Origin of the sequence: Bombella apis, assembly GCF_018221685.1 — a bacterium.
Taxonomy (GTDB): Bacteria; Pseudomonadota; Alphaproteobacteria; order Acetobacterales; family Acetobacteraceae; genus Bombella; species Bombella apis.
Genome location: NZ_JAGJTM010000005.1, coordinates 278072 through 300919 on the forward strand (window position 1 = coordinate 278072; position 22848 = coordinate 300919).

Annotated in this window: 22 protein-coding genes and 1 tRNA gene; 14 read left to right on the forward strand and 9 right to left on the reverse strand. The window is 57.1% G+C overall.

The features are described from left to right. Positions 1-76 precede the first annotated feature (76 nt). The 6 genes from J8Z04_RS08400 (at position 77) to J8Z04_RS08425 (ending at position 5958) form a co-directional block, all read left to right on the forward strand. Positions 77-1162 (forward strand): hypothetical protein, encoded by a 1086-nt coding sequence (locus J8Z04_RS08400; protein WP_081562795.1) that lies wholly within the window; start codon positions 77-79, stop codon positions 1160-1162. A gap of 225 nt (positions 1163-1387) precedes the next feature. Beyond that, positions 1388-2362, forward strand: coding sequence for a thiamine pyrophosphate-dependent dehydrogenase E1 component subunit alpha (locus tag J8Z04_RS08405; RefSeq protein ID WP_192848411.1), 975 nt, complete (start codon positions 1388-1390; stop codon positions 2360-2362). A gap of 26 nt (positions 2363-2388) precedes the next feature. Next, positions 2389-3393, forward strand: a complete 1005-nt coding sequence (locus tag J8Z04_RS08410) for an alpha-ketoacid dehydrogenase subunit beta (protein WP_192848410.1) — start codon at positions 2389-2391, stop codon at positions 3391-3393. A 39-nt stretch (positions 3394-3432) separates the two neighbouring features. Continuing rightward, positions 3433-3864 carry a GlcG/HbpS family heme-binding protein gene (locus tag J8Z04_RS08415; protein ID WP_043558496.1) on the forward strand — a complete coding sequence of 144 codons (432 nt, stop codon included), beginning with the start codon at positions 3433-3435 and terminating at the stop codon, positions 3862-3864. 210 nt (positions 3865-4074) lie between these two features. Continuing rightward, positions 4075-4953, forward strand: a complete 879-nt coding sequence (locus J8Z04_RS08420; protein WP_043558131.1) for a glycosyltransferase — start codon at positions 4075-4077, stop codon at positions 4951-4953. A 51-nt stretch (positions 4954-5004) separates the two neighbouring features. Continuing rightward, a complete protein-coding gene (locus J8Z04_RS08425) occupies positions 5005-5958 on the forward strand; it encodes a glycosyltransferase family 8 protein (RefSeq protein ID WP_192848409.1) in 954 nt (317 codons plus the stop codon). An 85-nt stretch (positions 5959-6043) separates the two neighbouring features. Here J8Z04_RS08425 and J8Z04_RS08430 read toward each other — a convergent pair whose 3' ends face one another. The 5 genes from J8Z04_RS08430 to J8Z04_RS08450 all read right to left on the reverse strand — a co-directional run bounded on the left by J8Z04_RS08430 (position 6044) and on the right by J8Z04_RS08450 (position 10326). Then, positions 6044-7006, reverse strand: a complete 963-nt coding sequence (locus J8Z04_RS08430; RefSeq protein ID WP_192848408.1) for a flagellin — start codon at positions 7004-7006, stop codon at positions 6044-6046. A 130-nt stretch (positions 7007-7136) separates the two neighbouring features. Next, the gene (locus J8Z04_RS08435; RefSeq protein WP_043558125.1) at positions 7137-7700 is read right to left on the reverse strand and encodes a hypothetical protein; all 564 of its coding nucleotides are present in this window, start codon (positions 7698-7700) and stop codon (positions 7137-7139) included. Continuing rightward, positions 7684-8916 (reverse strand): flagellar motor switch protein FliM, encoded by a 1233-nt coding sequence (gene fliM / locus J8Z04_RS08440; protein ID WP_052348898.1) that lies wholly within the window; start codon positions 8914-8916, stop codon positions 7684-7686. Before fliM ends, J8Z04_RS08435 begins: the two co-directional genes overlap by 17 nt. Before the next feature lie 16 nt (positions 8917-8932). After that, positions 8933-9457, reverse strand: a complete 525-nt coding sequence (locus J8Z04_RS08445) for a flagellar basal body-associated FliL family protein (protein WP_081562799.1) — start codon at positions 9455-9457, stop codon at positions 8933-8935. Between the two features lie 17 nt (positions 9458-9474). After that, on the reverse strand, positions 9475-10326 hold the full coding sequence (locus J8Z04_RS08450) for a response regulator transcription factor (protein WP_166651581.1): 852 nt from the start codon (positions 10324-10326) through the stop codon (positions 9475-9477). A 257-nt stretch (positions 10327-10583) separates the two neighbouring features. On the opposite strand from J8Z04_RS08450, the gene J8Z04_RS08455 reads away from it, so the two are divergent. From J8Z04_RS08455 to J8Z04_RS08465, 3 genes are all read left to right on the forward strand, one after another. Further along, on the forward strand, positions 10584-11171 hold the full coding sequence (locus tag J8Z04_RS08455) for an NAD(P)H-dependent oxidoreductase (RefSeq protein WP_043558122.1): 588 nt from the start codon (positions 10584-10586) through the stop codon (positions 11169-11171). 46 nt (positions 11172-11217) lie between these two features. Then, complete coding sequence (locus tag J8Z04_RS08460) at positions 11218-12174, forward strand: AraC family transcriptional regulator (protein WP_192848407.1); 957 nt, start codon at positions 11218-11220, stop codon at positions 12172-12174. Positions 12175-12276: 102 nt separating this feature from the next. Beyond that, positions 12277-13344: an NAD(P)-dependent alcohol dehydrogenase gene (locus J8Z04_RS08465; RefSeq protein ID WP_192848406.1), complete on the forward strand. Its 1068-nt coding sequence runs from the start codon at positions 12277-12279 to the stop codon at positions 13342-13344. 43 nt (positions 13345-13387) lie between these two features. On the opposite strand, the gene J8Z04_RS08470 is transcribed toward J8Z04_RS08465, so the two are convergent. Further along, complete coding sequence (locus J8Z04_RS08470) at positions 13388-15877, reverse strand: excinuclease ABC subunit UvrA (protein WP_192848405.1); 2490 nt, start codon at positions 15875-15877, stop codon at positions 13388-13390. A gap of 332 nt (positions 15878-16209) precedes the next feature. On the opposite strand from J8Z04_RS08470, the gene J8Z04_RS08475 reads away from it, so the two are divergent. Together J8Z04_RS08475 and J8Z04_RS08480 are read left to right on the forward strand one after the other, a co-directional pair. Then, positions 16210-17250, forward strand: a complete 1041-nt coding sequence (locus tag J8Z04_RS08475; RefSeq protein WP_192848404.1) for an HD domain-containing protein — start codon at positions 16210-16212, stop codon at positions 17248-17250. A gap of 14 nt (positions 17251-17264) precedes the next feature. Further along, positions 17265-18326, forward strand: coding sequence for a nucleotidyltransferase domain-containing protein (locus J8Z04_RS08480; protein WP_192848403.1), 1062 nt, complete (start codon positions 17265-17267; stop codon positions 18324-18326). Between the two features lie 301 nt (positions 18327-18627). On the opposite strand, the gene J8Z04_RS08485 is transcribed toward J8Z04_RS08480, so the two are convergent. Next, positions 18628-18713: transfer RNA gene (locus tag J8Z04_RS08485), tRNA-Tyr, on the reverse strand. Between the two features lie 75 nt (positions 18714-18788). On the opposite strand from J8Z04_RS08485, the gene rlmB reads away from it, so the two are divergent. Next, a complete protein-coding gene (gene rlmB, locus J8Z04_RS08490; RefSeq protein ID WP_192848402.1) occupies positions 18789-19592 on the forward strand; it encodes a 23S rRNA (guanosine(2251)-2'-O)-methyltransferase RlmB in 804 nt (267 codons plus the stop codon). A 72-nt stretch (positions 19593-19664) separates the two neighbouring features. Here rlmB and J8Z04_RS08495 read toward each other — a convergent pair whose 3' ends face one another. Next, positions 19665-20744: an alkene reductase gene (locus tag J8Z04_RS08495; RefSeq protein ID WP_192848401.1), complete on the reverse strand. Its 1080-nt coding sequence runs from the start codon at positions 20742-20744 to the stop codon at positions 19665-19667. A gap of 160 nt (positions 20745-20904) precedes the next feature. Between J8Z04_RS08495 and J8Z04_RS08500 the strand changes: the two genes are divergently transcribed. Continuing rightward, complete coding sequence (locus J8Z04_RS08500; protein WP_081562807.1) at positions 20905-21231, forward strand: ArsR/SmtB family transcription factor; 327 nt, start codon at positions 20905-20907, stop codon at positions 21229-21231. Between the two features lie 23 nt (positions 21232-21254). Here J8Z04_RS08500 and J8Z04_RS08505 read toward each other — a convergent pair whose 3' ends face one another. Further along, the gene (locus J8Z04_RS08505; protein WP_232086369.1) at positions 21255-21680 is read right to left on the reverse strand and encodes a DUF6476 family protein; all 426 of its coding nucleotides are present in this window, start codon (positions 21678-21680) and stop codon (positions 21255-21257) included. Here J8Z04_RS08505 and J8Z04_RS08510 point away from each other — a divergent pair. Further along, positions 21664-22665 carry an RluA family pseudouridine synthase gene (locus J8Z04_RS08510; protein ID WP_192848400.1) on the forward strand — a complete coding sequence of 334 codons (1002 nt, stop codon included), beginning with the start codon at positions 21664-21666 and terminating at the stop codon, positions 22663-22665. The two genes, J8Z04_RS08505 and J8Z04_RS08510, sit on opposite strands and share 17 nt — an antisense overlap. The last annotated feature ends 183 nt before the right edge of the window (positions 22666-22848 follow it).

Below are 22848 nucleotides of genomic sequence, written 5' to 3' on the forward strand. Positions count from 1 at the left end.
GCCCGGCAATGAAACCGAGCAGGCCCTACCCTGACCTGCCCCCCTCACCCTACAGACCATCACAGGAGTGCCACCCATGAGCATGAATGTCAGCCAATATGGCGCCGCCGGTGCAAACCTGATCCTCAACACAGGCATCAGACAGATTGAATCCGAGCAGACAGACATTGCGTGGCAGACCTCACAGGGGACGACATCGTCCAGCATTTCCGGGGTGGGCAGTGACCGGCAGACCATCCTGTCCCTCAGCCCGAAACTGGCCGAGCTGACGGGCTATCAGAGCAACCTGTCTTCGGTACAGAACCGCCTCTCTCTCAGCTCCACAGCCCTCAAGCAGGTCACTGATCTGGCACAGTCCCTCAACTCCCAACTGCTGAGCATGCTCTCCTCTGAGGGCGGAGAAAAAGCATCCACCACAACCGCAGCTGACAGCGCCCGGACAGGGCTGGGCAGCCTGGGAACGATCCTCAACACATCCGATGGCAGCAGCTTCATCTTTGCTGGACAGAACACATCCACAGCGCCCGTCACCTCCCCCTCAACACTGAATGACAGCACGCTGGCCCATACCATCTCCCAGATCGTTTCCGGCCTGAAGGACGGCAACAGCGGGACAGTCTTCAGCCAGGCCACCGCCGCCAGTGCGGACAACAGTGCCAGCATGAGCGTCTTCTCTCAGGCTCTGTCACAACCTGCCGAACAGGCAGGGGCTCTTCAGGCTTCCGCCATCATCGGGCCGGACGGCTCCACCGTCCAGACCGGCCCGGTCGCCACACAGGGCGGGCAGGCCAGCAGCACGTCCACCGGCTCCCCCATCCGGGACCTCATGCGGGACATGATGATCATGACGTCCATGAAGGGAATGGACACGACCACACCCGGCTTCACCAATCTCGTCCGCCAGCTGCATACCTCACTGGGAACAACAGCCAACCAGCTCATCGACATGAACACCAGCGTCGGCGTGACGCAGAACACCCTGACACGCCAGCAGGGCATCTATTCCAGCCTTCAGCTGATGGTGAAAGAACAGCTCTCCAACGGCCTGAACGTCAATCTGGCCGAGGTGGCCACACGCTCCTCGGACCTCAGCCTCCAGCTGAAGGCCTCCTTCTCGCTCATCGCCGACATGAAGAACATGTCTCTGGCGGACTATCTCTGACCGTACCTTCCAGCACGATACCAGCCTGATAACGGGCCGTCTTCCACCGGGAGGCGGCCCGTTCTTTATCCCAGCCTGTACGGAACGCCCCTCCATTTATGGAAAATAAGGCAAGCTTTGCGCAGGATCCTTCTACCGCTGCGCCATGATGAAACCCTAGAAAAAGACTGTAACGCCAGACCAGACGAGGCGTTGAACCGCATCAAGGTCACTATGGAGACAGTCATGCAACATACTGGAAAAACAGACATATCCCATGACATCCTTCTGTCCGCCTACCGGCGCATGAAGACGATCCGTACGTTCGAGAACCGTCTGCATGAGGACTTCAAGGCTGGCATCGTCCCGGGCTTCACCCATCTCTATGCGGGACAGGAATCGGTGGCCGTCGGCATTTGCAGCCATCTGACCGATCAGGACCAGATCGCCAGCACCCATCGTGGCCACGGCCACTGCATCGCCAAAGGTGTCGATGTCATGGCCATGATGAAGGAAATTCACGGGCGGCAGGGCGGCATCTGCAAGGGCAAGGGCGGCTCCATGCACATTGCCGACCTGAGCAAGGGCATGCTGGGGGCCAATGGCATCCTTGGGGCCGGAGCTCCGCTGGCCTGTGGTGCCGCCCTCGCCGACAGGCTGGAGGGCAAGGGCCATGTTGCCGTCGTCTTCGGTGGTGATGGCGGCGTGAATGAAGGAGCCGTGCTGGAGAGCATGAATCTGGCCAGCGTCTGGAAGCTGCCCCTGATGTTCGTCGTGGAGAACAACGGTTATGCCCAGTCCACACCACAGCACAGGACAACCTCCGTCAGCAGCTATGAGGACCGGGCCAGAGGCTTCGGCATGCCTGCCGTCACGGTGGACGGGCTGGATTTCTTCGCCGTCTACCGTGCTGCCGGGGAGCTTATCGCCAGAATGCGGGCCGGAGGCGGACCTGTTCTTCTGGAATGCCGGACCGTCCGTTTTTACGGCCATTTTGAGGGAGACACCCAGCGTTACCGCCCTGCCGGAGACGTGAAGAACGCCTGGGAGGAACGGGACTGCCTGCGCCGCTTCGCCCAGACATCAGGCCTCAGCCCGGCGGAACTGGAAGCAGTGGACCGGGACGTGGAGCAGCTGGTCAATGCTTCCGTGCAGGAAGCCCTCAAGGCCCCGCACCCTGCCCTGAATGAACTCCATGACGGCGTGTACGTCTCCTACTGAACCCATCATCTGAAGGAAAATCTGTCATGACCAGACATGTCTCGCTGAAATCAGCCATCAACGAAGCTCTGGATCAGGAAATGGCCAGAGACCCGAAACTGCTCATCTTCGGGCAGGACACCGCCGGTGGTGTCGATGCTGGGGGAGAAACGGATACATGGGGTGGCGTGCTTGGTGTCACCAGGGGGCTCTATACCCGCTATGGTGACCGGGTGATTGATGCGCCCCCCACCGAGATGGCCTATGTCGGGGCTGCCGTCGGGGCCGCCCTCTCCGGCTTCCCCGTCGTGGCGGAAGTCCCGTTCATCGACTTCATGGGCGTCTGCTTCGACCAGCTGCTGAACCAGGCTGCCAAGATGCGCTACATGTTCGGCGGCACGGCCGAAATCCCGCTTGTCGTCCGCACGATGGTCGGGGCAGGCATCAATGGTGCGGCGCAGCACTCCCAGATGCTGACGGCCATGTTCACCCACATTCCGGGCCTGAAGGTCGTCTGCCCCAGCACGCCGCATGATGCCAAGGGGCTGATGATCGAGGCCATCCGGGACCGGGGCCCCGTGATCTTCTGCGAGCCAAAATATCTCTATGAGACGACCGGCCCCGTTGCCGAGGCTCCTTACGCCATTCCCTTCGGGCAAGCCCATCTCGCCAGGGAAGGACATGACGTCTCCATCGTCACCTACGGGCCCATGGTCCCCCGGGCACTGGAGGCCGCCACCCAGCTGGCGGAAACGGGAATCGAGGCCGATGTCATAGACCTGCGGACTCTCTCCCCGCTGGACATTGCCACGGTCCTGAAGTCCGTACAGAAAACAGGTCGGCTTGTAGCGGCTGATGAGGCCCATCCCCGCTGCAACATGGCCACCGACATCGTGGCGCAGGTCACCAGGCAGTGCTTCACCAGCCTGAAAGCCGCCCCGCAGATGGTCAGTGCCCCACACACGCCCGTGCCCTTCTCGCCCGTGCTGGAGAAAGCCTACATCCCCGGTGCGGAGCAGATCATGGCCGCCGTGACCCGGATCATGGCATGAACAGGCATGGGAACAGTCAAAAGCAAGGAGTCCTCAGAAATGACTACCAGACACCATGTCTCACAGGCCACCATCACCTGTGAGGCCGCCAACAGCCTCGTGCAGGCTGTCCTCAAAGAAGGAGCTGCACAGAAGATTCCCGTTTCTGTCGCCATCATGGATGCAGGCGGGCATCTCCAGGCCTTTGCCCGCCATGATGGAACAGCCTTCCTGACGGTCGAGATCGCCATCGACAAAGCATGGACGGCCTGCTCCTTCGGTCAGCCGACCCATGTCTGGAACCAGCTCGTGCAGAACCCCCACATGGCCCCCCTCGCCAGCAGACCCCACCTTGTGGCCGTAGGCGGTGGATGCCCCATTTTTGCCGGGGGGCAGCTGATCGGCGGCATTGGCGTCTCCGGCGGTACCTACGAGCAGGACCGGGACCTGGCTGAAAAGGCCCTGAACAGTCTGGGATTCGAGGTCGCCTGAAAACCACTTCCGTCCCTGCCAGACAGGCCATCTCTCCAACCGGAGGGATGGCCTGTCTGCCTGTTGCACGGCCAGGACAGCCCAAACCATCACAACGGCCTCTTTTCTCCCTCATGCATATTGGTTAATAAATAACTTACAAACTTTCTTTAAGAAAGTCAGAATGTTCATGGACGTACAATCACTTTCAGCGGATCGGACGGCCCTTTCATGAAGGCCCACCTCACTGTTGCGACGGGCCTGGATGAAAACAACCTCATTCCTGCTCTGGTCACCATACAGTCCACCATCAGCAATGCGCAGGACAAGTCCCGCCTGTCTTTTGCCCTCTTCCATACGGGACTCGATGACCATGTGAAACAGCTGGTAAAAGGGCTGCTCAACTCGTATGGCGTCGCTTTCTCCCTCATCAACATGCCCGGCATCCTTTCCGGCTTCACCTACAAAGACACCATCTGCACCCACCGTCTTTATCCCCTGCTCATTCCCCAATATTTCACATCACGAAATTTCGTACTCAGCATCGGGGCAGGTTCACTCATCCGGGGGGACATTCTGTCCCTTCTGTCCGATTTCCCTACCGGAGCAAAGATCGGGGCTGTCCGCTGCATGTATCATGCCCTCATGGACCAGCCCGACTCCGGGCCTGTCAGGTCGGAGCGCCATTTCAGCCGCAACCTGCTTCTCTTCAACCGGCAGGCCATCTCCCCGGAGGAAGGGCAGGCCTGCATCCAGCTGCTGGACGAAGAATGGCCGGGACGGGACGAAACCATCCTTAACTACCTCTTCCGCCACGCACTGCACCTGTTCCCGCAGTCATGGAATCTCCAGATGCCGCTCTTCCAGCAGCCAGATGAGGCCTTCATCCCTTCCATACGGACAGCCATTACCTCCGCCCGCAACAACATGAACCTCGGCCAGTTCGCCAGCCATCTCGACCCTGATGACATGACAGCAGCCCTGGAGCAGACCAACATCCACGCCCGGGATTACAGAAAGATCGCAGCCTCCCTCATGCGTCAGATACAGGACAGGATGCCACCTCTCCTCTTCGACCCCATATGGACCGCCTTGCAGAACATTACATGATCCCTGCCACTGTCCGACCCATCCCCTGACGCACGCAAGTTGTCCCACATCATGCAGACCATTCCCATCGTCATGTCGCTGAATCAGGCGTATGTCGTCCCCGCCATCGCCACGATACGGTCCGTTCTCAACTCGATATCCGACAGGAACCGCATAGAATTCGTCATCTTCCACAAGGAGCTCTCACCAGCTGCCATCAGGATCATGACCACTCTGGTGAACGATTCGGGGGGACGGATCACCTTCATCAACGTGCAGGAGCATTTTGCAGGCCATAACCTGAAAAAAGAAGAAATGTACCATGCACTGCTCATACCGGGACTGATGGCAGGGCATGATTTTGTCTTTTTCCTTGATGCCGACATGATCGTGACGGGCGATCTGCTGTCTCTCATCCACGCCATGCCCGCAGACAAGAAAATAGGGGCTGTCCGCTGCTTCTTCCGCAACACCATCCTGCCTCCCAACGTACCCCGCCCCCTGCATGATCAGACACTCAGGACTGGCCTGAAGGACACAAGCCGGTATTTCAATGCCGGTCTCATGCTCTTCAACATGAAAGCCATAAGACCAGAGGATGGCAGACGCTGCCTCCAGCTCATCTCCCGCAGGTGGAAGGGCCATGCCGAAAGCATCCTCAATGTCGTTTTCCATGATTCCGTGCAGTTTTTTTCAGTCCGCTGGAATTACGCCATGACGCACATCGCCAAGGATGTTGTCCCCTTCCAGCCGGAGATACGGAAAGATGTCGAAGAGAGCAGACTGGACATCCAGGTCCAGCATTTCCTTTTCCTCTCCAAGCCGTGGCTACCCAAGGCCGAGCACGCCCTCTTCCTGAAGGAAGGAGACTGCCCGGAATTCAGATACCATGTGCAGAATTACAAAAACGCTCTGGCTGCCGTCATGAAGGATATTTCTCATGTGGCACCCCGCCTTCTGTGCGGGGCCTCATGGGAGATGACGGAACGCCATCTGGACCCCGAGGGGAAAGCCCTTCTGGCATAAAAAAACGCCACCGTAAAAATACGGTGGCGTCTGGCACATGGTCGCCCGAAGGCTCCGGCCCAACAACAGGGCCGGATACTTCCCCTTACTGGAACAGGGACAGAATGTTCTGGGACTGACCGTTGGCGATGGAGAGGGACTTGATGCCCAGGGACTGCTTGGTCTGCAGGGATGTCAGCTTGGCAGACTCGGCAGACATGTCAGCATCCGTCAGAGCGCCAGAAGCAGCTGTCAGGGAGTCGGAAGACTTCTGACCATAGGAGCTCATGGAGTCGATGGTCTGCTGGTTGGAACCGAGATCAGACGTGACGTTCGTCATGGCAACGATGGCCTTCTGAACACGCCCGATCATGTCGGCAACAGCCTTCTTCGGATCGCTGGAGCTGTCAGCCAGGGAAGCACCCGTGGCGCTGGCGTTCAGGAAGACGTTGGAGGTCGGGTCAGAACCGGCCACACCATTCGTTGTCAGGCCCAGAACGTCGGTCAGGGTCGCACCCTTGGCACCTGTCGTGGCGGAAACGAGGGAGCCATAGCCGGTCAGTGTCTGTGTATCACCCTGGAGACCCGTAACGAAGGTCAGGCTGCTGGCCGTGATGCCCAGACCATCGGCTGTACCACCTGTCGTACCACCGGCCAGCAGGTTGATCCCCTTGGTCGTGGCGTTACGGGCGATGGTGTCAATGCTCTTCATGTAACCTGTCAGCTCCTTGTCGAGCTGGCCGAGGGAAGAAGAGTTGCCCAGGTTGTTACCGACAGTGGTCACAGCGTTCTGGACGTTCTGAAGGATGTTGATGATGCTGTTGGCAGCAGAGTTTGTGGAGCTGACAATCTGGGAAGCGTAGCTCAGGCCATCATTGACAGCGCTCTGGCCGGCAATGTCACCACCGATCTGGGAGGAAATGCCAAAAGCAGCCGGATTGTCGGAAGCATTGGCGACCTTCTTGCCGGTGGAGACGGCATTTTCCGTCTTGGCCAGATCGCCCTGTGTGGTGTTCAGTGTTTCCAGAGCAACCATGGAAGACTGGTTGGTATTGATGGAAAGACTCATGGTCTTCTCTCCTTGCACATCTGTATAGAAAACAACGAACTCATCGTTGACAGATGGATAGAAACACAGAACCCTTACATGTTTCTTACAGAGGACATTTCAAAATGACAGGCATGGAAAAATACCTGTCTTAACCATCGGCCTCATTCTGCCTCATATAAGGCCTTGGGCTACGCAGGCGGCCCGGAACCGGCATGACAATCTCATCGGAGAAATGCGGGGCAGAATCGCCTTCAGCCGGGGCAGGCCCGGCGGCGGCCCTGCTCTGTTCCAGCGCCTTCTTCTGCATTTCCAGCTGTTCTTCCAGCTGTTGCAGCATGGCCTGTGCCGACTCCACGGCCTGGTTCAACCCGGCTTCCTGCTTTTCCGACCGCTCCAGAACACCAGAAAGCGAATCGGCAGTCTCCTGCGTCATCTTCTGCTGGTCCATCAGGTCCTCTTCAGCATTGCGGGCACGCTCCAGCAGGACAGACAGGCGCCTGTCCCCCTGGGTGACCTCATGCCGGACCCGCTCGAACATATGGTTCATCTGTTCTGTCGAAGCATCAAGCGTGGCCACCATCTCATTCAGTGCCGTATAGGAATCCCGGATGACCCCAAGCCGCCGGACAATGAGACGGGAGCTGACAATCCCGGCTATCAGGACGACCATCAGAAGAATCTCGATGATGAGCTGGCTATTTTTCAGAAGCATGATGTCCCCTCTGCTCTGCTGACTGCTGATCCACCGAAGCAGAACCAAGAGACGCCAGCAGTTCCGGCGTCAGATCTTCCTCCAGCGGGATGAGGCGCTGGTCTATCCGAACAGCCTGCATCCGATGCAGCCGCCCCAGCGTGCCCTCAAAAATTGGCGTTCCGTCACATTCCATCCGCACACGATGCGGCGCTTCGCCCTTGCTGGGCAGATGGAGGACACTACCTTCCTTCAGCTCCAGAATCTGGGAAAGCGGGAAAGACGCCGTCTCAAACACGGTGGAAACGGTCACGCTCGTTTCCATGATTTCGGAAATGAGATGATTCTCCCATATGGAATCATTGCCGAAATTGTCCCCCATGAACTGCTGGGAGAGTTTCTCTCTTACCGGTTCCAGCGTGGCATAGGGAATGACGATATCCATGTCCCCGCTCCTGTCGCCCATATCAATATGGAAGCGGGCCGCAATGGCCGCATTGGAGGGCCGGGCAATCACCGCCAGGCTGGAGCTGATCTCCAGCCGCTCGAAAGAGAGATCCACCTTACCCACTGGCGCAAAAGCCTCGGAGAGATCCGCCAGCGTGATGACAATCAACTTCTCTATGAGGGCTCTCTCCAGAGCAGTGTGGGGCCGATTCTCTATGATCTTGGGTCCACCACCGCGCTCTCCGCCCATCAGGATGTCCACAATGGAATAGGATAGCGACGAATCCACAACAACCAGACCATAATTGCGCCACTGCTCTGCCCGGAAGACGGAAAACAGGGAGGAAGACGGCACTTCTCCCATATAGTCCCCAAAACGCAGGGACCGCATGTTCTCCATGGTGATGTCGACATTGTCGTTGGTAAAACCACGCAGGGTCGAAGAAAGGAAACGCACCAGCCGGTCAAACACGTTCTCCAGCATGGGCATACGCTCATAGGCCACAAAACCGGCCTTGATGATGCGCTCCATCCCGCTCTCTTCCCGCATGGCAGAACCGGAAAATGCATTGCCGAGCATGGCATCAATGGCAGACTGGTCCAGCGCATGGCCATCCGCCTCACCATCATCCCCCCCATGCGCAGCGACCCCGGAGGAGGATGTTCCTTCCTCTTCCGGGGCTTCAGTCCGTGCAGCATTGTCTTCTGTATCCGGGCCGGGCTGTTCCGCTCCCTGCCCTTCTGTCAGGTCAGGCTGGTCAGCCTGTGCCTGCTCCTCTTCATCCGCCATTGGGTCCAAATCCACCTTACTGGGTTAGAAGTTCCGTAATGTAAATGTTCGTGACATTCAGCGGGGCAAACGCCACACGCAGGCGCCTCAGCAGGGCCTCACGCAGGCGATAGAAGCCACTGCCATGCAGGTCCTGCGGGCGGCTTTCGTGCAGATAGGTCTGGAAAATGTCCTGCACCTCGGGAATACGCCCCTGAAGAGCTGCCAGTGTCTCAGCTCCCTCCACTTCGACACTGGCTGTCATCTTTACATAGACCGTCCGCCCGGCCCCGTTATCCAGATTGGCCGTGGCAGAGGGAACCGACAGAAGGAGGCGATGTGAGCCCGCCTCCCCGCCTTCCGCTGCGGCAACCTTGGGGGCAGGCTTCCCGCCACCGCCGAATGGTGGAAGGTGGGCCTGCCAGGCACCCACGCCCCCACCTATCAGCAGCAGAGGCACGGCAGCCATGATGGCCATTTTCTTCCTGGACATGCCCTTCCTGCCATCAGCCGAAGCGGCTGTACCATCACCTCCGGCGTCTGGACTGGTCTCATCACTCATGACGCTGCGCTCCGTTATCAGTCCTGATGAACCGGCTGTCTGGCGGCTTTCTCCACAGTGCGACGGCTTTCCGCCTCGCCTGCCATGGCTGTCACACCCAGACCCGCCGATACGGGCATGCTGGCCTCACGGATGGCCTGCTGGACAGGGTTGCACTCATCCTCGGCACGGGCACCCAGCGGCAGGAAGGCTTCCTCATTCAGCCGATACCCCATGCCCCAGCTCGTGATGAAGGGCTTCTGGATACCTCTTGCCCGCAGCTTCTGACGGATGCGGCAGACCATGACATCGATGGTCTTGCTGATGGGCTTCTCCCGCCCGGCATACAGGGTGGACAGGATGGCGGCCTTGTTCAGCAGGCTACCCCGACGACGCACCATGAGGGACATGATGTCATATTCACCCTGTGTCAGCGGCAGGAGGTCATCATCCACCAGCACCTCACGGGTGTCTTCCTTCACCGTCAGACGGCCGACCGTGATGATCTGGCTGGTCACGCCATGATCCATGACACGCCGGACAATCGCCTTCAGCCGGGCCAGCAGTTCTACCGGCCCTACCGTGATGGGCACGCAGTCATCAGCACCAGCGGCAAGGGCCTCGGCCACGTTGTGGGCTGTCAGATTCCGGGCAATGACCAGAATCGGCAGGCTGAAGCGGTTGTTGCGAATCGTTCTGATCAGAAGCGGATCCGGGTTGGTCTGCTGGATGACGGCCACATCGGACTGATCATTGCGCAGGGCGCTCAGCACGCCTTCCCTGCCAGAAATGCGCAGAAAGATTCCTCCTTCAGAAACCGCTTCAGAAAGAGTGGAGCAAGGCCGTCCGTCCATATTCTTTGGACTATCACCAACGCAGATCAACCTCATGGAAGTTTTCCTTTTCTTCATCGTTTCGTACTCCTCATTATCAAGACATAATGCTAACGCGACATTAAAATATCCTTCCATCTTTTAAATGCAATCAAAATATTCCTTTAAATTCGTTAAAATGCCGCCACAAAGCCCATGAGATTATGGCAATTCCATGGCCTTTTACAAAGCACTAAAGGCCATTTTCTCCCCTTGACACCAGCGGTTCCGATTAATGAACTGGACATCTTCACAACCCTCATGAAAGTCCCCCAATGACCCACATCCACCTCATCAACGGGGCGAAACCTTTTGCCCACTCTGCCGGAAAACTGAACCAGACCCTCCAGAATCTTGCCGCAACCTGCCTTCAGGAACACGGTTTGTCCGTCAGCCAGACCGTCATTGATGAAGGCTATGATGTCGAAAGCGAGATCCGGGCGATCCAGAAAGCGGACATCGTCATCTACCAGTTTCCGGGATGGTGGATGGGCACGCCGTGGCCTCTGAAAAAATATATGGATGAGGTTTTCACACAGGCACATGGCCTTTTTTACAGCAACGATGGCCGCAGCCGGCACGATCCCTCAAAGCGTTATGGCTCTGGCGGCCTGCTACAGGGCAAACGCTTCATGGTATCCACCACGTGGAATGCCCCACTTGAAGCCTTCGAAGACAGGGACCAGTTCTTCGGCGGCGGTGGCATTGATGCCGTGCTTTTCCCGTTCTATCGGGCCCATGCCTTTCTCGGCATGGACCGCCTGCCCACCTTTCTGGCAACGGATGTCATGAAGAACCCGGATGTCCCAGCCATGGAGGCTGCCTACCGGCGGCATATCGAGCAGGTCATCATCATGGCCTGACCGGCTCCACGGATCAGGAACAACCGGCACAGAGAAAGACTGCACCATGCCACAGGACCGACTCGCCGCCCTCCAGGCGGCTGTCAGCCGCCACTGCCCGGAAAAAGTCACCCATACGGCTTTCGACTTCCTGACCCTCTATCGCACCGGGACCGTGACCGATCCCGTTCTGGTCGTTTACGAACCCCGCATCTACATCGTCGTGCAGGGGCAGAAAATCCTTCACCTCCATGACCAGCCCCTGCCCTATGGCGAGGGCGAATATCTGATCTCCACACTGGACCTGCCCGTTTCCGGCCAGATCACCAGGGCCTCGGCGGAAAGACCCTATCTGGCCCTGTGCATCAGCTTCTCCTCCACGGAGATGGAGCAGCTCCTCCGGGAGAGCCAGTCCACCCTCAGCCGTCAGACCCGGAAACTGGCCCTCCGAAAGGAGAACAGCTCTCCCATATCCGCCATGGGAGTGAGCCGGATTACCGACGACCTGCTGGATGCCCTGCTGCGCCTGGTAGGGCTGCTCGCCCGGAATAGCGACCAGAAATTTCTGGCGCGGCTCTACAAGAAGGAGCTCCTCTATCTCTTTCTTCATGGCCAACAAGGCCATGTCCTTCAGGAAACGGCGCACCTCCAGAGTGACCTCTCCCGCATCAACAGGGCCATCATCCATCTGCGCCACCATTTTCAGGAACGGTTCGAGATCGGCACGCTGGTGAAGATCGCCGGGATGGGCCAGTCCAGCTTCTACAAACGCTTCGGAGAGCTGACAGGCATGACGCCCGTCCAGTACCGCACGAAGCTGCGCCTGCAGGAAGCACGCCGCCTCATGGTGCATGAAGAGATGAGCGCTGCCAGCGCAGGCTTTCAGGTAGGATATGACAGTCCCTCCCAGTTCAGCCGTGAGTACAGGAAAACCTTCGCCCGCCCGCCCCAGGCCGACCTCCAGCACATCCGCCGCATGGGCGTGGATGCCTATACGGCCCAGCATGAAGATGTGTGGTTCTGAAGCAGACCTGCCATCCCTCCTGAAAGATTGAACAGAAGGTTAACGTTCCATAGGCTCGCAGCTGGCCCGTTCAATCGCCGCTCTTCAGGGAAGGATGATCCCATGCGCACCATTGGCTTTGCCTGCACCTCTGCCGAGGCCCCTCTCGCCCCCCTCCATTTTGACCGCCGCAATCCCCGCCCCAATGACGTGGTGATGGAGGTCCTCTATTGCGGGGTCTGTCACTCCGACCTGCACTGGGTGCGCAATGACTGGGGCCATACGCCCTATCCGGCCATTCCCGGCCACGAGATCATCGGCCGCGTGCTGGAGGTCGGCCCGGAGGTGACCCGCCACAAGGCCGGGGACATCGTTGCCGTCGGCTGCATGGTGGACAGCTGCATGACATGTGACCAGTGCCGCAAAGGTGAGGAACAGTATTGCCGGGAGGGCAGGAAATATCCCATCGGCATGAATGGGGTCTATGGTGGCATTGATGCCGTGGACGGAACTCCCAACATGGGCGGCTATTCCAAGCACCTCGTCGCCCGGCAGGAATTCGTCCTGAAAGTGCCAGCAGGGCTGGATGCCTCCAGGGCGGCACCGCTGCTCTGTGCTGGCATCACCACATGGTCTCCCCTGCGGACATGGCGTGCCGGTCCCGGATCACGGGTTGCCGTCATCGGCCTTGGCGGGCTGGGCCAGATGGCCGTGAAGCTGGCATCCGCCCTGGGAGCGGAAGTCACTGTCCTTTCACGCAGCGGGAAGAAAAAACAGGAAGCCCTCGCCCTGGGGGCAGACAGCTTCCTCGCCTCTGGCGATGAAAAGGCCATGCAGGAAGCGGCCAGCCGTTTTGACCTCATCATCGACACCATACCGGTGGAGCATGACATCAACCCCTACCTGTCCCTGCTGGATGTGGACGGCACGATCTCCCTTGTCGGGCAGGTCGGCCCCATACCGGCACTCTCAACCCTGCCGCTGGTCTATGGCCGCCGCAACATCACCAGCTCGCTCGCCGGAGGCATCCGTGAAACGCAGGAGCTTCTGGACTTCTGTGCCCGCAAAAACATCCTGCCCGATACGAAGACCATCGCCATGCAGGACATCAACGAGGCCTTCCGCCAGCTGGAACAGGGCGACACGCACTACCGCTTCGTGATCGACATGACCACACTGAAGACCGACTGACCGACCACCCCCGCCGGGACCGAACCCCGGCGGGGCCACCCCGTCACGCTCCGGCCAGCACCTCCCGCAAATATGGCCCTGTCCGGCTTTCAGGGGTCCTGACCACCTCCTCCGGCGGGCCGGAGGCAATGATCCTGCCGCCCTTTTCCCCGCTGCCGGGGCCAATATCGATCACCCAGTCACTCGCCGCCGCCACACGCATGTTATGTTCGGTCACAACCACGCTGTGCCCCTGCTCCACCAATGTCTGGAGCTGGCCCAGCAGCCTGTCCGTATCAGAAGGATGCAGGCCGGTCGTGGGTTCATCCAGAACATACAGCATGGGGGCGGGCCGCCGCTTCTGCAGTTCCGTTGCCAGCTTGAGCCGCTGCGCCTCACCGCCGGACAGTTCCGGTGCAGGCTGGCCAAGACGGAGATAGCCAAGGCCGGACTGCTCCAGCGTTTCCAGCCCGCGGGCCAGTGCCCCTTCTCCAGCAAAGAAGGTACAGGCCTCCTCCACGGTCATGGCCAGCACGTCGGCAATGTTCTTCTCCCGCAGCGTGATGGCCAGCACCTCATCCCTGTAGCGTGCCCCGTGACAGACCGGACAGGGAGCCTCCACACCAGGCATGAAGAGCAGACCGACCGAGACCGTCCCCAGCCCCTCGCAATGCGGGCACCGTCCCTTGGCCACATTGAAGCTGAAACAGCTTTCATCCAGCTTCGCCCTGCGGGCGGCTTCCGTTGCGGCGAAGAGCCTGCGTATCTGGTCAAAAATGCCCGTATAGGTCGCCAGATTGGAGCGTGACGTCCGCCCGATGGGCTTCTGCGTGATGATGGCCAGACGCCGGACATGCTCCAGCCCTGCCACGATACGCCCTTCTGGCTGGGCCTCCACGGCCTCGTCCGCCAGTGGCGTGGTGTCGTCACCATCCTGCGGTTCATCCGCTTCCTCGACCTTCTGGCCCAGCGCACGCCCCAGAAGGCTTACCAGAGCCTGACTGACCAGACTGGACTTGCCGGAACCGGAAACACCCGTCACGCTCACCAGAACACCCAGTGGCAGCTTCAGGGACAGGTCCTTCATGTTCCGCCATGTGATGCCCTCAAGCTGGAGCCACCGCTCCACCTGTCGGCCGGGACCACGCTCCAGAGGCGGCGGGGCAAAGAGATAAGGCCTTGTGCGGGAGGCCTCCACCTGCCGCAGGCCATCCGGCGGACCACTGTAAAGAACCTGCCCGCCATGGCTGCCCGCACCGGGACCAATATCCACCAGCCAGTCCGCCCGCCGCATGACGACAGGATCATGCTCCACGACCAGCAGGGAGTTTCCGGCCCGGGGCAGACGGGCCAGCACGTTCAGCAGGGCCTCGATATCCGCCGGATGCAGTCCGGCGGCAGGTTCATCCAGCACGTAGGCCACGCCGAACAGGGCGGAATGGACCTGCGTCCCCAGCCGCAGACGCTGATATTCGCCGGGGGAAAGACTGTCCACGGTCCGGTCCGTCTGAAGATAGCCCAGCCCCAGCTCCAGCAGGATCTCCAGCCGCCGGAGCAGGGCCGTCCCGATTTCCTCAATCACACGCCCCTGCGCATCATCCCGCCGCTCCCCTGCCAGCTGGTCTTTCAGCACGGCATGAAGCCGTTCCAGCGGCAGGTGGAACAGGGCCGCAATATCCTGCCCCGCAAACGTCACAGCCAGGGCTTCAGGCTTCAGACGGGCACCGTGACAGACCGGGCAGCGTGTCGCCTGCATGAAGGTCGCCGCACGGGCACGCATCTTCGCACTCTTTGAGCCGTGGAAACTCTGCATCACATGGCGGCGTGCGCTGGCAAAGGTGCCCTGATAGGTCGCCGGCTCCCCCCGCTTCATGGCCGCCTGACTCTCGGCGTAGTTCAGGCCCCGGTAGATCGGTTCTGTCGGGGTTTCATCCGTGTACAGAATCCAGTCCCGTGTTTCCCTGGGCAGGTCCTGCCACGGCGTGTCCAGATCGACCCCACGCATCATGAGGATGTCCCGCAGGTTCTGCCCCTGCCACGCACCGGGCCATGCGGCCACGGCCTTTTCCCGCAGGGTCAGCGTCGGGTCGGGCACCATCTTTTCTTCCACGACGTCATAGAGCCATCCCGTGCCCTGACAGCGTGGACAGGCCCCCTGCGGCGTATTGGCGGAGAAATCGTCACTCTCCAGCATGGGCGCACCGGCTGGATACGTCCCTGCCCGGGAATAGAGCATACGCAGCAGATTGGAGAGGGTCGTCACGCTGCCCACGGATGACCGGCTGCTCGTGCCTGCCTGCTGCTGAAGGGCAATGACAGGCGGCAGCCCTTCGATGCTGCGGATTTTCGGTGGAGGCAGCTGATGGAACAGCCGCCGTGCATAGGGAGCGACCGTCTCCAGATACCGCCGCTGCGCCTCGGCATAGAGCGTCCCGAACGCCAGAGACGACTTGCCCGACCCGGACACGCCGGTGAACACCACCAGACAGCCCCGTGGAACCTCCAGCGAGACATCCTTCAGGTTATGCTCCTGTGCGCCTTCCACACGAATCATGCCGTGCTGCTCCGCCTCATGACTTTCTGAGAAACTGATAGTGACAATATAATACCTCCGTTTAATTAACGATGCTAAAGGGGGATCAGTTTCTTCCGTTACGTTAGAAAATCTAGCTGTTAGCCATCATCTATGACACGTCTCATGATATAAAAAAGCTGATCGATAAAATCGAACGAAGAAATAAATTATATAGATAAAATATTACCTCAACCACCCTATCGGACCAAACAACAAACGCAATAAGCTGTCACGATCCTCAGATGGAAATTGATGCGACCGTGCCATCTACCTCTATATGGCAATATGCACCGTCGCAAGGAGAAGAGACGATGAGAAAAAGCATCAGAATAAATGAAAAATTCCATTCACTCGAAAAATATGACTATAATAAACCTTTAAATGAGGGACATTACAAATCAGATCAATGTATAAATGAATTTTTATACAAAATAATAGGAACATCTACTTTCAATAGACTAAATGATATCCGCTTCCTAGGAGGAATAGACTTATTTTATAGGAAAAACCAAAAAAACTCACTCAACAAAAACAAATGTACACGCTTCCAACACAGCTTAGGTGTTGCTCGATTAGCCATGTTCTACGCCTACAAAAAAGAATTAGATATAAAACAGCGTAAATTAATTGGAGCTGCCGCCCTTCTTCATGATATAGGGCATGCTCCTCTTTCTCATACATTGGAGAATTTTTTCAAACGCAATTTCAATATTAATCACCATGAAGCCGGAATTAAGATTATTCAAGGCGAATCGCCTTACAAAAGAGAAATTACTGATATATTAATATCAGAAAAAATTGACCCAGACGAAATAATAAAAATTATTTCTGGGAAAGATGATCGTTTTGACAATTTTTTTAGTGGACCTATCAATTTTGACACAATTGAAGGAATTTTAAGATCTCATCTATATCTTGAAGAAAATAAGAGAGCTCCTCATCCAGAAGAAATCATACTCGCAGCGATATATCGTCAAAACTCAGAGAGTGAAAAGACAGTTGACACTTTCTGGAAATGCAAGGAAGAAGTATATAACACACTAATAAGATCTGAGGAGGGGATAATATCAGATTATATCTGTGAATTATTTTCATCAAATATACTAGAAAAAAATGATTATTTTTTAACTGATGATAAGTTATTTGAAAAAGTTCCCCAGCTAAGAAATTTGGTCTGGAATGGAAAAAAATGCCCCTCTTTTCCTTGTGAAGAGGTCACGTATATTGCACGATCCTTCTTCATTAACAGAGAATTTTCTTTCAAAACTGACGATGATAAATTACGATATGCTCAGAGGAAAGAAAGAAAAACCCTTTCTTTAGACTCTATAAAATGTCGCTCTTTATTCTGAGGCCCGCAATGATCATGAATCTAGAAACTGCAAAAAACGAATCCGAATCTACACTTGATAGGCTAAGAAGGGCTCTCGAAAAAATAATGCCAAACTTTGAAAACCAAGACCAAGGCCGCTTGATAGATAAGCTAAGAGAGGCTCTCAAAAAAATAATACCAAACTTTGAAAACCAAGACCAAGGCCGCTTGATAGTAGTAACATGCGGGTCTTATGCTCGAAAGGAGGCTACATCTGGATCTGATCTTGATTTCTTCATTATCTTCTCCTCCCCTAAATATAAGAAGAAACGTTTACAAGAGACCATTTCTACTAAAATTGCAAAGGTTATTGAAGAAGAAGGTATAAAATTACCTTCAAATAACGGTGCTTTTGGTCAATTCATTGAAAAGGAAGAATTATTAAAAAATATCGGCGGAGACAAAGATAACAACCAACACATCACCAGAAGGATTCTCTACCTTTTAGAAGGAAAATCTCTATATAATGAGGGAGACTTCCTTTCCCTAAGAAAGGAAATTATTAAAAAATATATAAAAGGGACAAAAAAGGAACACTTACCGCGCTACCTCCTAAACGACATAATTCGATACTGGAGGACGGTGACGGTTGACTATGCTTTCAAGGCAGACCGTTATAAAGAAGGAGGATGGGCAATTAGAAATATAAAACTCATTTATTCCCGAAAAATACTCTATGCAAGTGGGATCTTTAGTGTAGCCTATACAATAGGTCTTCCAGAAGATGAAAAGATCTCAAAACTTGCAGACCTCCTTTGTAAGACTCCATTGGAACGAATCGAATATGTTTGCGATGCACATGCAAAGGAATATAATAAATATAAAGTCAAAGAATACCTTATTGAGATTAAAAGGCAGTATAAGACTTTCTTAGAAAAAATAGATGACAAAAGCATCCGCGAATGTCTTGAGAAACTTCCACAAGAAAAGCGCGACGATGAAACAACATTCACAGAATTTAAAAAGGAAGGTACTACTTTTGGAAAGTCCCTGTATGAACTTTTCCTGAGTACTTTCCCGGAAGATCATGAAATTCGAGAAGCCGTGATATTTTGATGCAACTCAACAATAATTAACTATATATATTAATATAGAAAGGCAGGGGAACCTTCCTCTGCCTTTCACAATCCACTATTTTGACATAAGTAATATGTTACTACACAGACCTGAAAGGATCAATTTTTTAAAAATTGAAAGAAATAAATATATTCTCAAGACAAATGTCAAATACCTCTGCTGGTAACCTATCTCAAAAACTAGCGCGATAACGGATGTTTTTTAAGAATACACAGGACAACATTCATCCCCCCATCCTCAAAAATAAAGTAACGTACGAATTTTTCAGGAAAAAACCACCTGGTGGAGGGGGTTGGATTCGAACCAACGTAGGCGTACGCCAGCGGATTTACAGTCCGCCCCCTTTAGCCACTCGGGCACCCCTCCGAACTCAGGATGAGCGTGTGATAATACGCATTTACTGCTATGTCAATGCGGGCCAGAAAGATTATACAAAGACTTATGGCTAAAAAATCATCCTCCCGCCGTGTGGCCCTGCCCGAGGCGCAGAATCTCTCCCGCAACCGCTCCCGCCGCAGCACGACCCGGCACGGTGCCCCCGCCACGGGCAAGGGCTACTGGATCTACGGCCAGCACGCCGTGGAGGCCGCCCTGCTCAACCCTGCACGGGTCATCTACAGCCTTCTGGCGACAAAGGAAGCCGCCGACTCCCTGCCCGAGACGGCCCATCAGCCCCGCATCGTCAGCCGGGAAGAGCTGGATGCCCTCTGCGGGAAAGACGCCGTGCATCAGGGCGTCTGCCTGAATGTCGAACCACTGGAAAATCCCGCCATCGTGGATGTCATCGACCGCCCCGGCCCCATTCTGGTGCTGGACCAGGTCACGGACCCCCGCAACATCGGGGCCATCCTGCGCTCGGCCGCCGCCTTCGGGGCCGCTGCCCTTCTGGTGCAGGACCGCCATACACCTGATGAAACCGGCACCATGGCCAAAGCGGCCTCCGGCGGGCTGGATGTCGTGCCCATCATCCGGGAGACCAACATTTCCCGTGCCTTACAGGGCCTTCAGAAAGCCGGGTTCTGGGTCGTGGGGCTGGATGCAGGCGGCACAAGGCTGGACCGCAACCAGCTCGGCGACCGTCGTGTGGCTCTGGTTCTGGGGGCCGAAGGGGCCGGTCTGCGCCGCCTGACACGGGAAACCTGCGATGAAATCGCCTCCATCCACATGTCCGGCCCGATGGAGAGCCTGAACGTCTCCAACGCCTCCGCCGTTGCCCTGTACGAGCTGACCCGCCCGCTGGACTGATCCCAGACACAAAAACGGGGTGGGACCGGAGAACCCGGTCACCACCCCGCTCTCAAGCGATACTATCGGCCATCACTTGGCGAACGGATAGTCCGTATAGCCCTTGGCCCCCAGTGGGCCATAGCGTGTTTCCATATCATCCTCCTGAAGCGGCAGATCATCCTTCAGGCGGCGTACAAGGTCAGGATTGGAAATATACAGCCGCCCAAAGCTGATGGCATCAGCCTTGCCCTCCGCTACGGCCTTCAGAGCCTCATCCCGTGTATATTCCTGATTCAGCACCAGCGGACGAGTAAAGACCTTACGAATTTCCGGGGACAGCTTGGGCTGGTCAGTCGCCGTGCCATATGTGCTGGTAGGACTGGCTTCACGCAGCTCCAGCCATGCCACCCCCAGATCATTCAGCATCTTTGCCGCCGGGATGAAGACGGCCTCCGGGTTGCTGTCAATCGTACCCTGCACTTCCCCGTTCGGGGAGAGGCGAACGCCGACATGCTCGGCCCCGACTTCCTTGATGACGGCTTCCGTCACCTCACGCAGCAGACGCAGACGGTTCTCGACAGACCCGCCATAGGCGTCCGTCCGGTGATTGGTGCCATCCCGCAGGAACTCATCCAGCAGATAGCCATTGGCGGAATGAATCTGCACGCCATCGAACCCGGCCTTCATCGCATTGCGGGCCGCATGGGCATAGCTTTCCACAATCCCCGGAATCTCATCCAGACGCAGCGCACGGGCTTCCTCATAAGGGGCCTTGCCCTCATAAGTATGAATATGCCCCGGTGCCGTTGAGGGAGACGGTGCCACTGGCTGCTCGCCTGTAACGGAGGAATGAACCATCCGCCCCATGTGCCAGAGCTGGCAGACAATCTTGCCGCCCTTTTCATGCACGGCATCGGTAACGGCCTTCCAGCCCTTCACCTGCTCCTCATTCCAGATGCCCGTGGCATAGGCCCAGCCAAGCCCCTGACGGGAAATGCCCACCGCCTCGGAGATGATCAGACCGGCACTGGCCCGCTGGCCATAATATTCCGCCATGATGGGGGTCGGGACGGCATCCTTGCCTGCCCTTGCCCGTGTGAGCGGTGCCATGACGACACGGTTGGCCGCCTTGATGGCTCCGAAGGAGATGGGATCGAAAAGTGTTGGCATGGTGTTTTCTCCTGAAAAACATGACCAGACAGATGACGGAGACAGGGACACATGGTGTCACCGCCCGTTCTTCTCAAACGCTAACACTTCCCTTTTGTTCTATCAACATAGAACAATGAAACCTTGACAAACAGCCCCCCGACTCCCGATACACGATCTCATGGCTGCGCTGTATCATCACCCCGCCCCGGAAGACATCACCCTCCTGCCCCTTCTGCGGGCCGTGGCGGACCCTGTCCGTCTGGGCATCATCTGCCACCTGCACGGCCTGAAGGAAGCCAACTGCACGACCCTTCTGCGTGGCAGGCCAAAATCAAGCATGTCGCACCATTTTCAGGTCCTGCGGGAGGCCGGCATCCTGCACACCCGTGTGGAAGGGGTCCAGCACCGCAACACGCTCCGTCTTGACGTGCTGGAGGACCGCTTCCCCGGCCTGATGGCCTCCATCCTGCGGGAATGTCCGACAGAGTTTCCAGAAAAAGACTGACCCTCCAACGAGGGCCGTCCCCATCAATGAGCGGCAGGCCCCGTCAGGTCCAATTCCGCCACAAGGCGGGCCTGCTCCGGCTGCCAGAGCAGGATGCGGGCATCGCCCTGCCCTGTCTTGAGCGTGACGGCCAGAAGGCCATCAGGGCGGGCCGTGACGGCCATGACCTGCTCATCCGCCTGCCTGGGCAGTTTCAGCAGGGCTGGCCCTGCCAGAGAAGCAGGCCCTGCCGCTGCCCGTGAAAGCTCGGAAGCCGCCGGAGCGGGTGAAGCCGAAGAGTGGTTCATCATCCGATGAATGATGATTCCTACCAGCAGGACCGTCCCCAGAATGATCATCACCCCCATGATGATGACAGCCGCCACCAGAGCCCTGGGCGTGCGTGGCGGGTTCGACTCGCTGTTTTGTCCCGGCTCGACTAGATTGGGGGCCATGTCCGACTCACTCATCTCCGATTCTCTCCCTGCGGATGCGCCCGCTCTCTTCTCATTCACCATCACGCCCGAGCAGACAGGGCAGCGGGCCGACCGTATGCTGGCAGACGCCATCGGTACCCTCTCCCGCTCCCGTGTCAAAGCCCTGATTGAGACGGGCCACCTTACCTGCAACGGCACGCCCCGGCGAGACCCCGCCTTCGCCCTGCGAGAGGGAATGACGCTGGAGCTGCGCCTGCCCCCGCCAGAACCGGCCCGCCCGCAGGCCGAAAGCATCCCGCTGGACATCCTCTTTGAGGACAGGGACCTCATCGTGCTGGACAAACCAGCCGGGCTGGTCGTCCACCCCGCCCCCGGCAATGAAACAGGTACACTCGTCAATGCCCTTCTTGGCCATTGCGGGCCGGACTTTGAAGGGATTGGCGGGGAAAAACGCCCCGGCATCGTCCATCGGCTGGACAAGGACACATCCGGCGTGATGGTCGTTGCAAAAACCCCCCTCGCCCATGAAGCCCTGTCCGAAGCCTTTGCGACCCGTACGATGGAACGGGCCTATCTCGCCCTGGCGTGGGGTCTCCTTCCGCCTTCAGGCGAGTTTGAAGGGGCGATCGGACGGGATAAGCGGGACCGCAAGCGCATGGCCGTCGTCCCTAATGGCGGCAAACACGCCCTGACACGCTTCACGACGAAAGAAACTTTTCATACGGGGGTATCGCTCGTGGAGTGCCGGCTGGCCACGGGACGGACGCATCAGATCCGTGTCCACCTGTCCCATAATGGCCACCCCCTGCTGGGCGACCCGGTCTATCTGCGTCGTGTCCCGGCAGCGGCCCGCAAACTGCCCGTGAACGTGCGCCATCAGGCTCTCGACTTCCCCCGTCAGGCCCTTCATGCCGCCACTCTGGGTTTTACCCACCCACGAACAAAGGAAGAACTGCTTTTTTCCGCCCCTCTCCCTGATGATCTCCAGACCCTGATTGAAGCTCTCTCGGAAGGGTGAACCACCTGACTTTTTATTAAGTTTGACTCTCGGCAGGAATCAATTAAAGAATAATAGGACGAAAAAAGTCCTATAAAGAATGGACATGTCTCTATTGCCTTATTTGCGATGGAGATACGGCCTGACCGGCGTTAAAATGCAGGCGCTGGTCTCATCGTTCCTGTAAGGGATAGGCTGGTATGA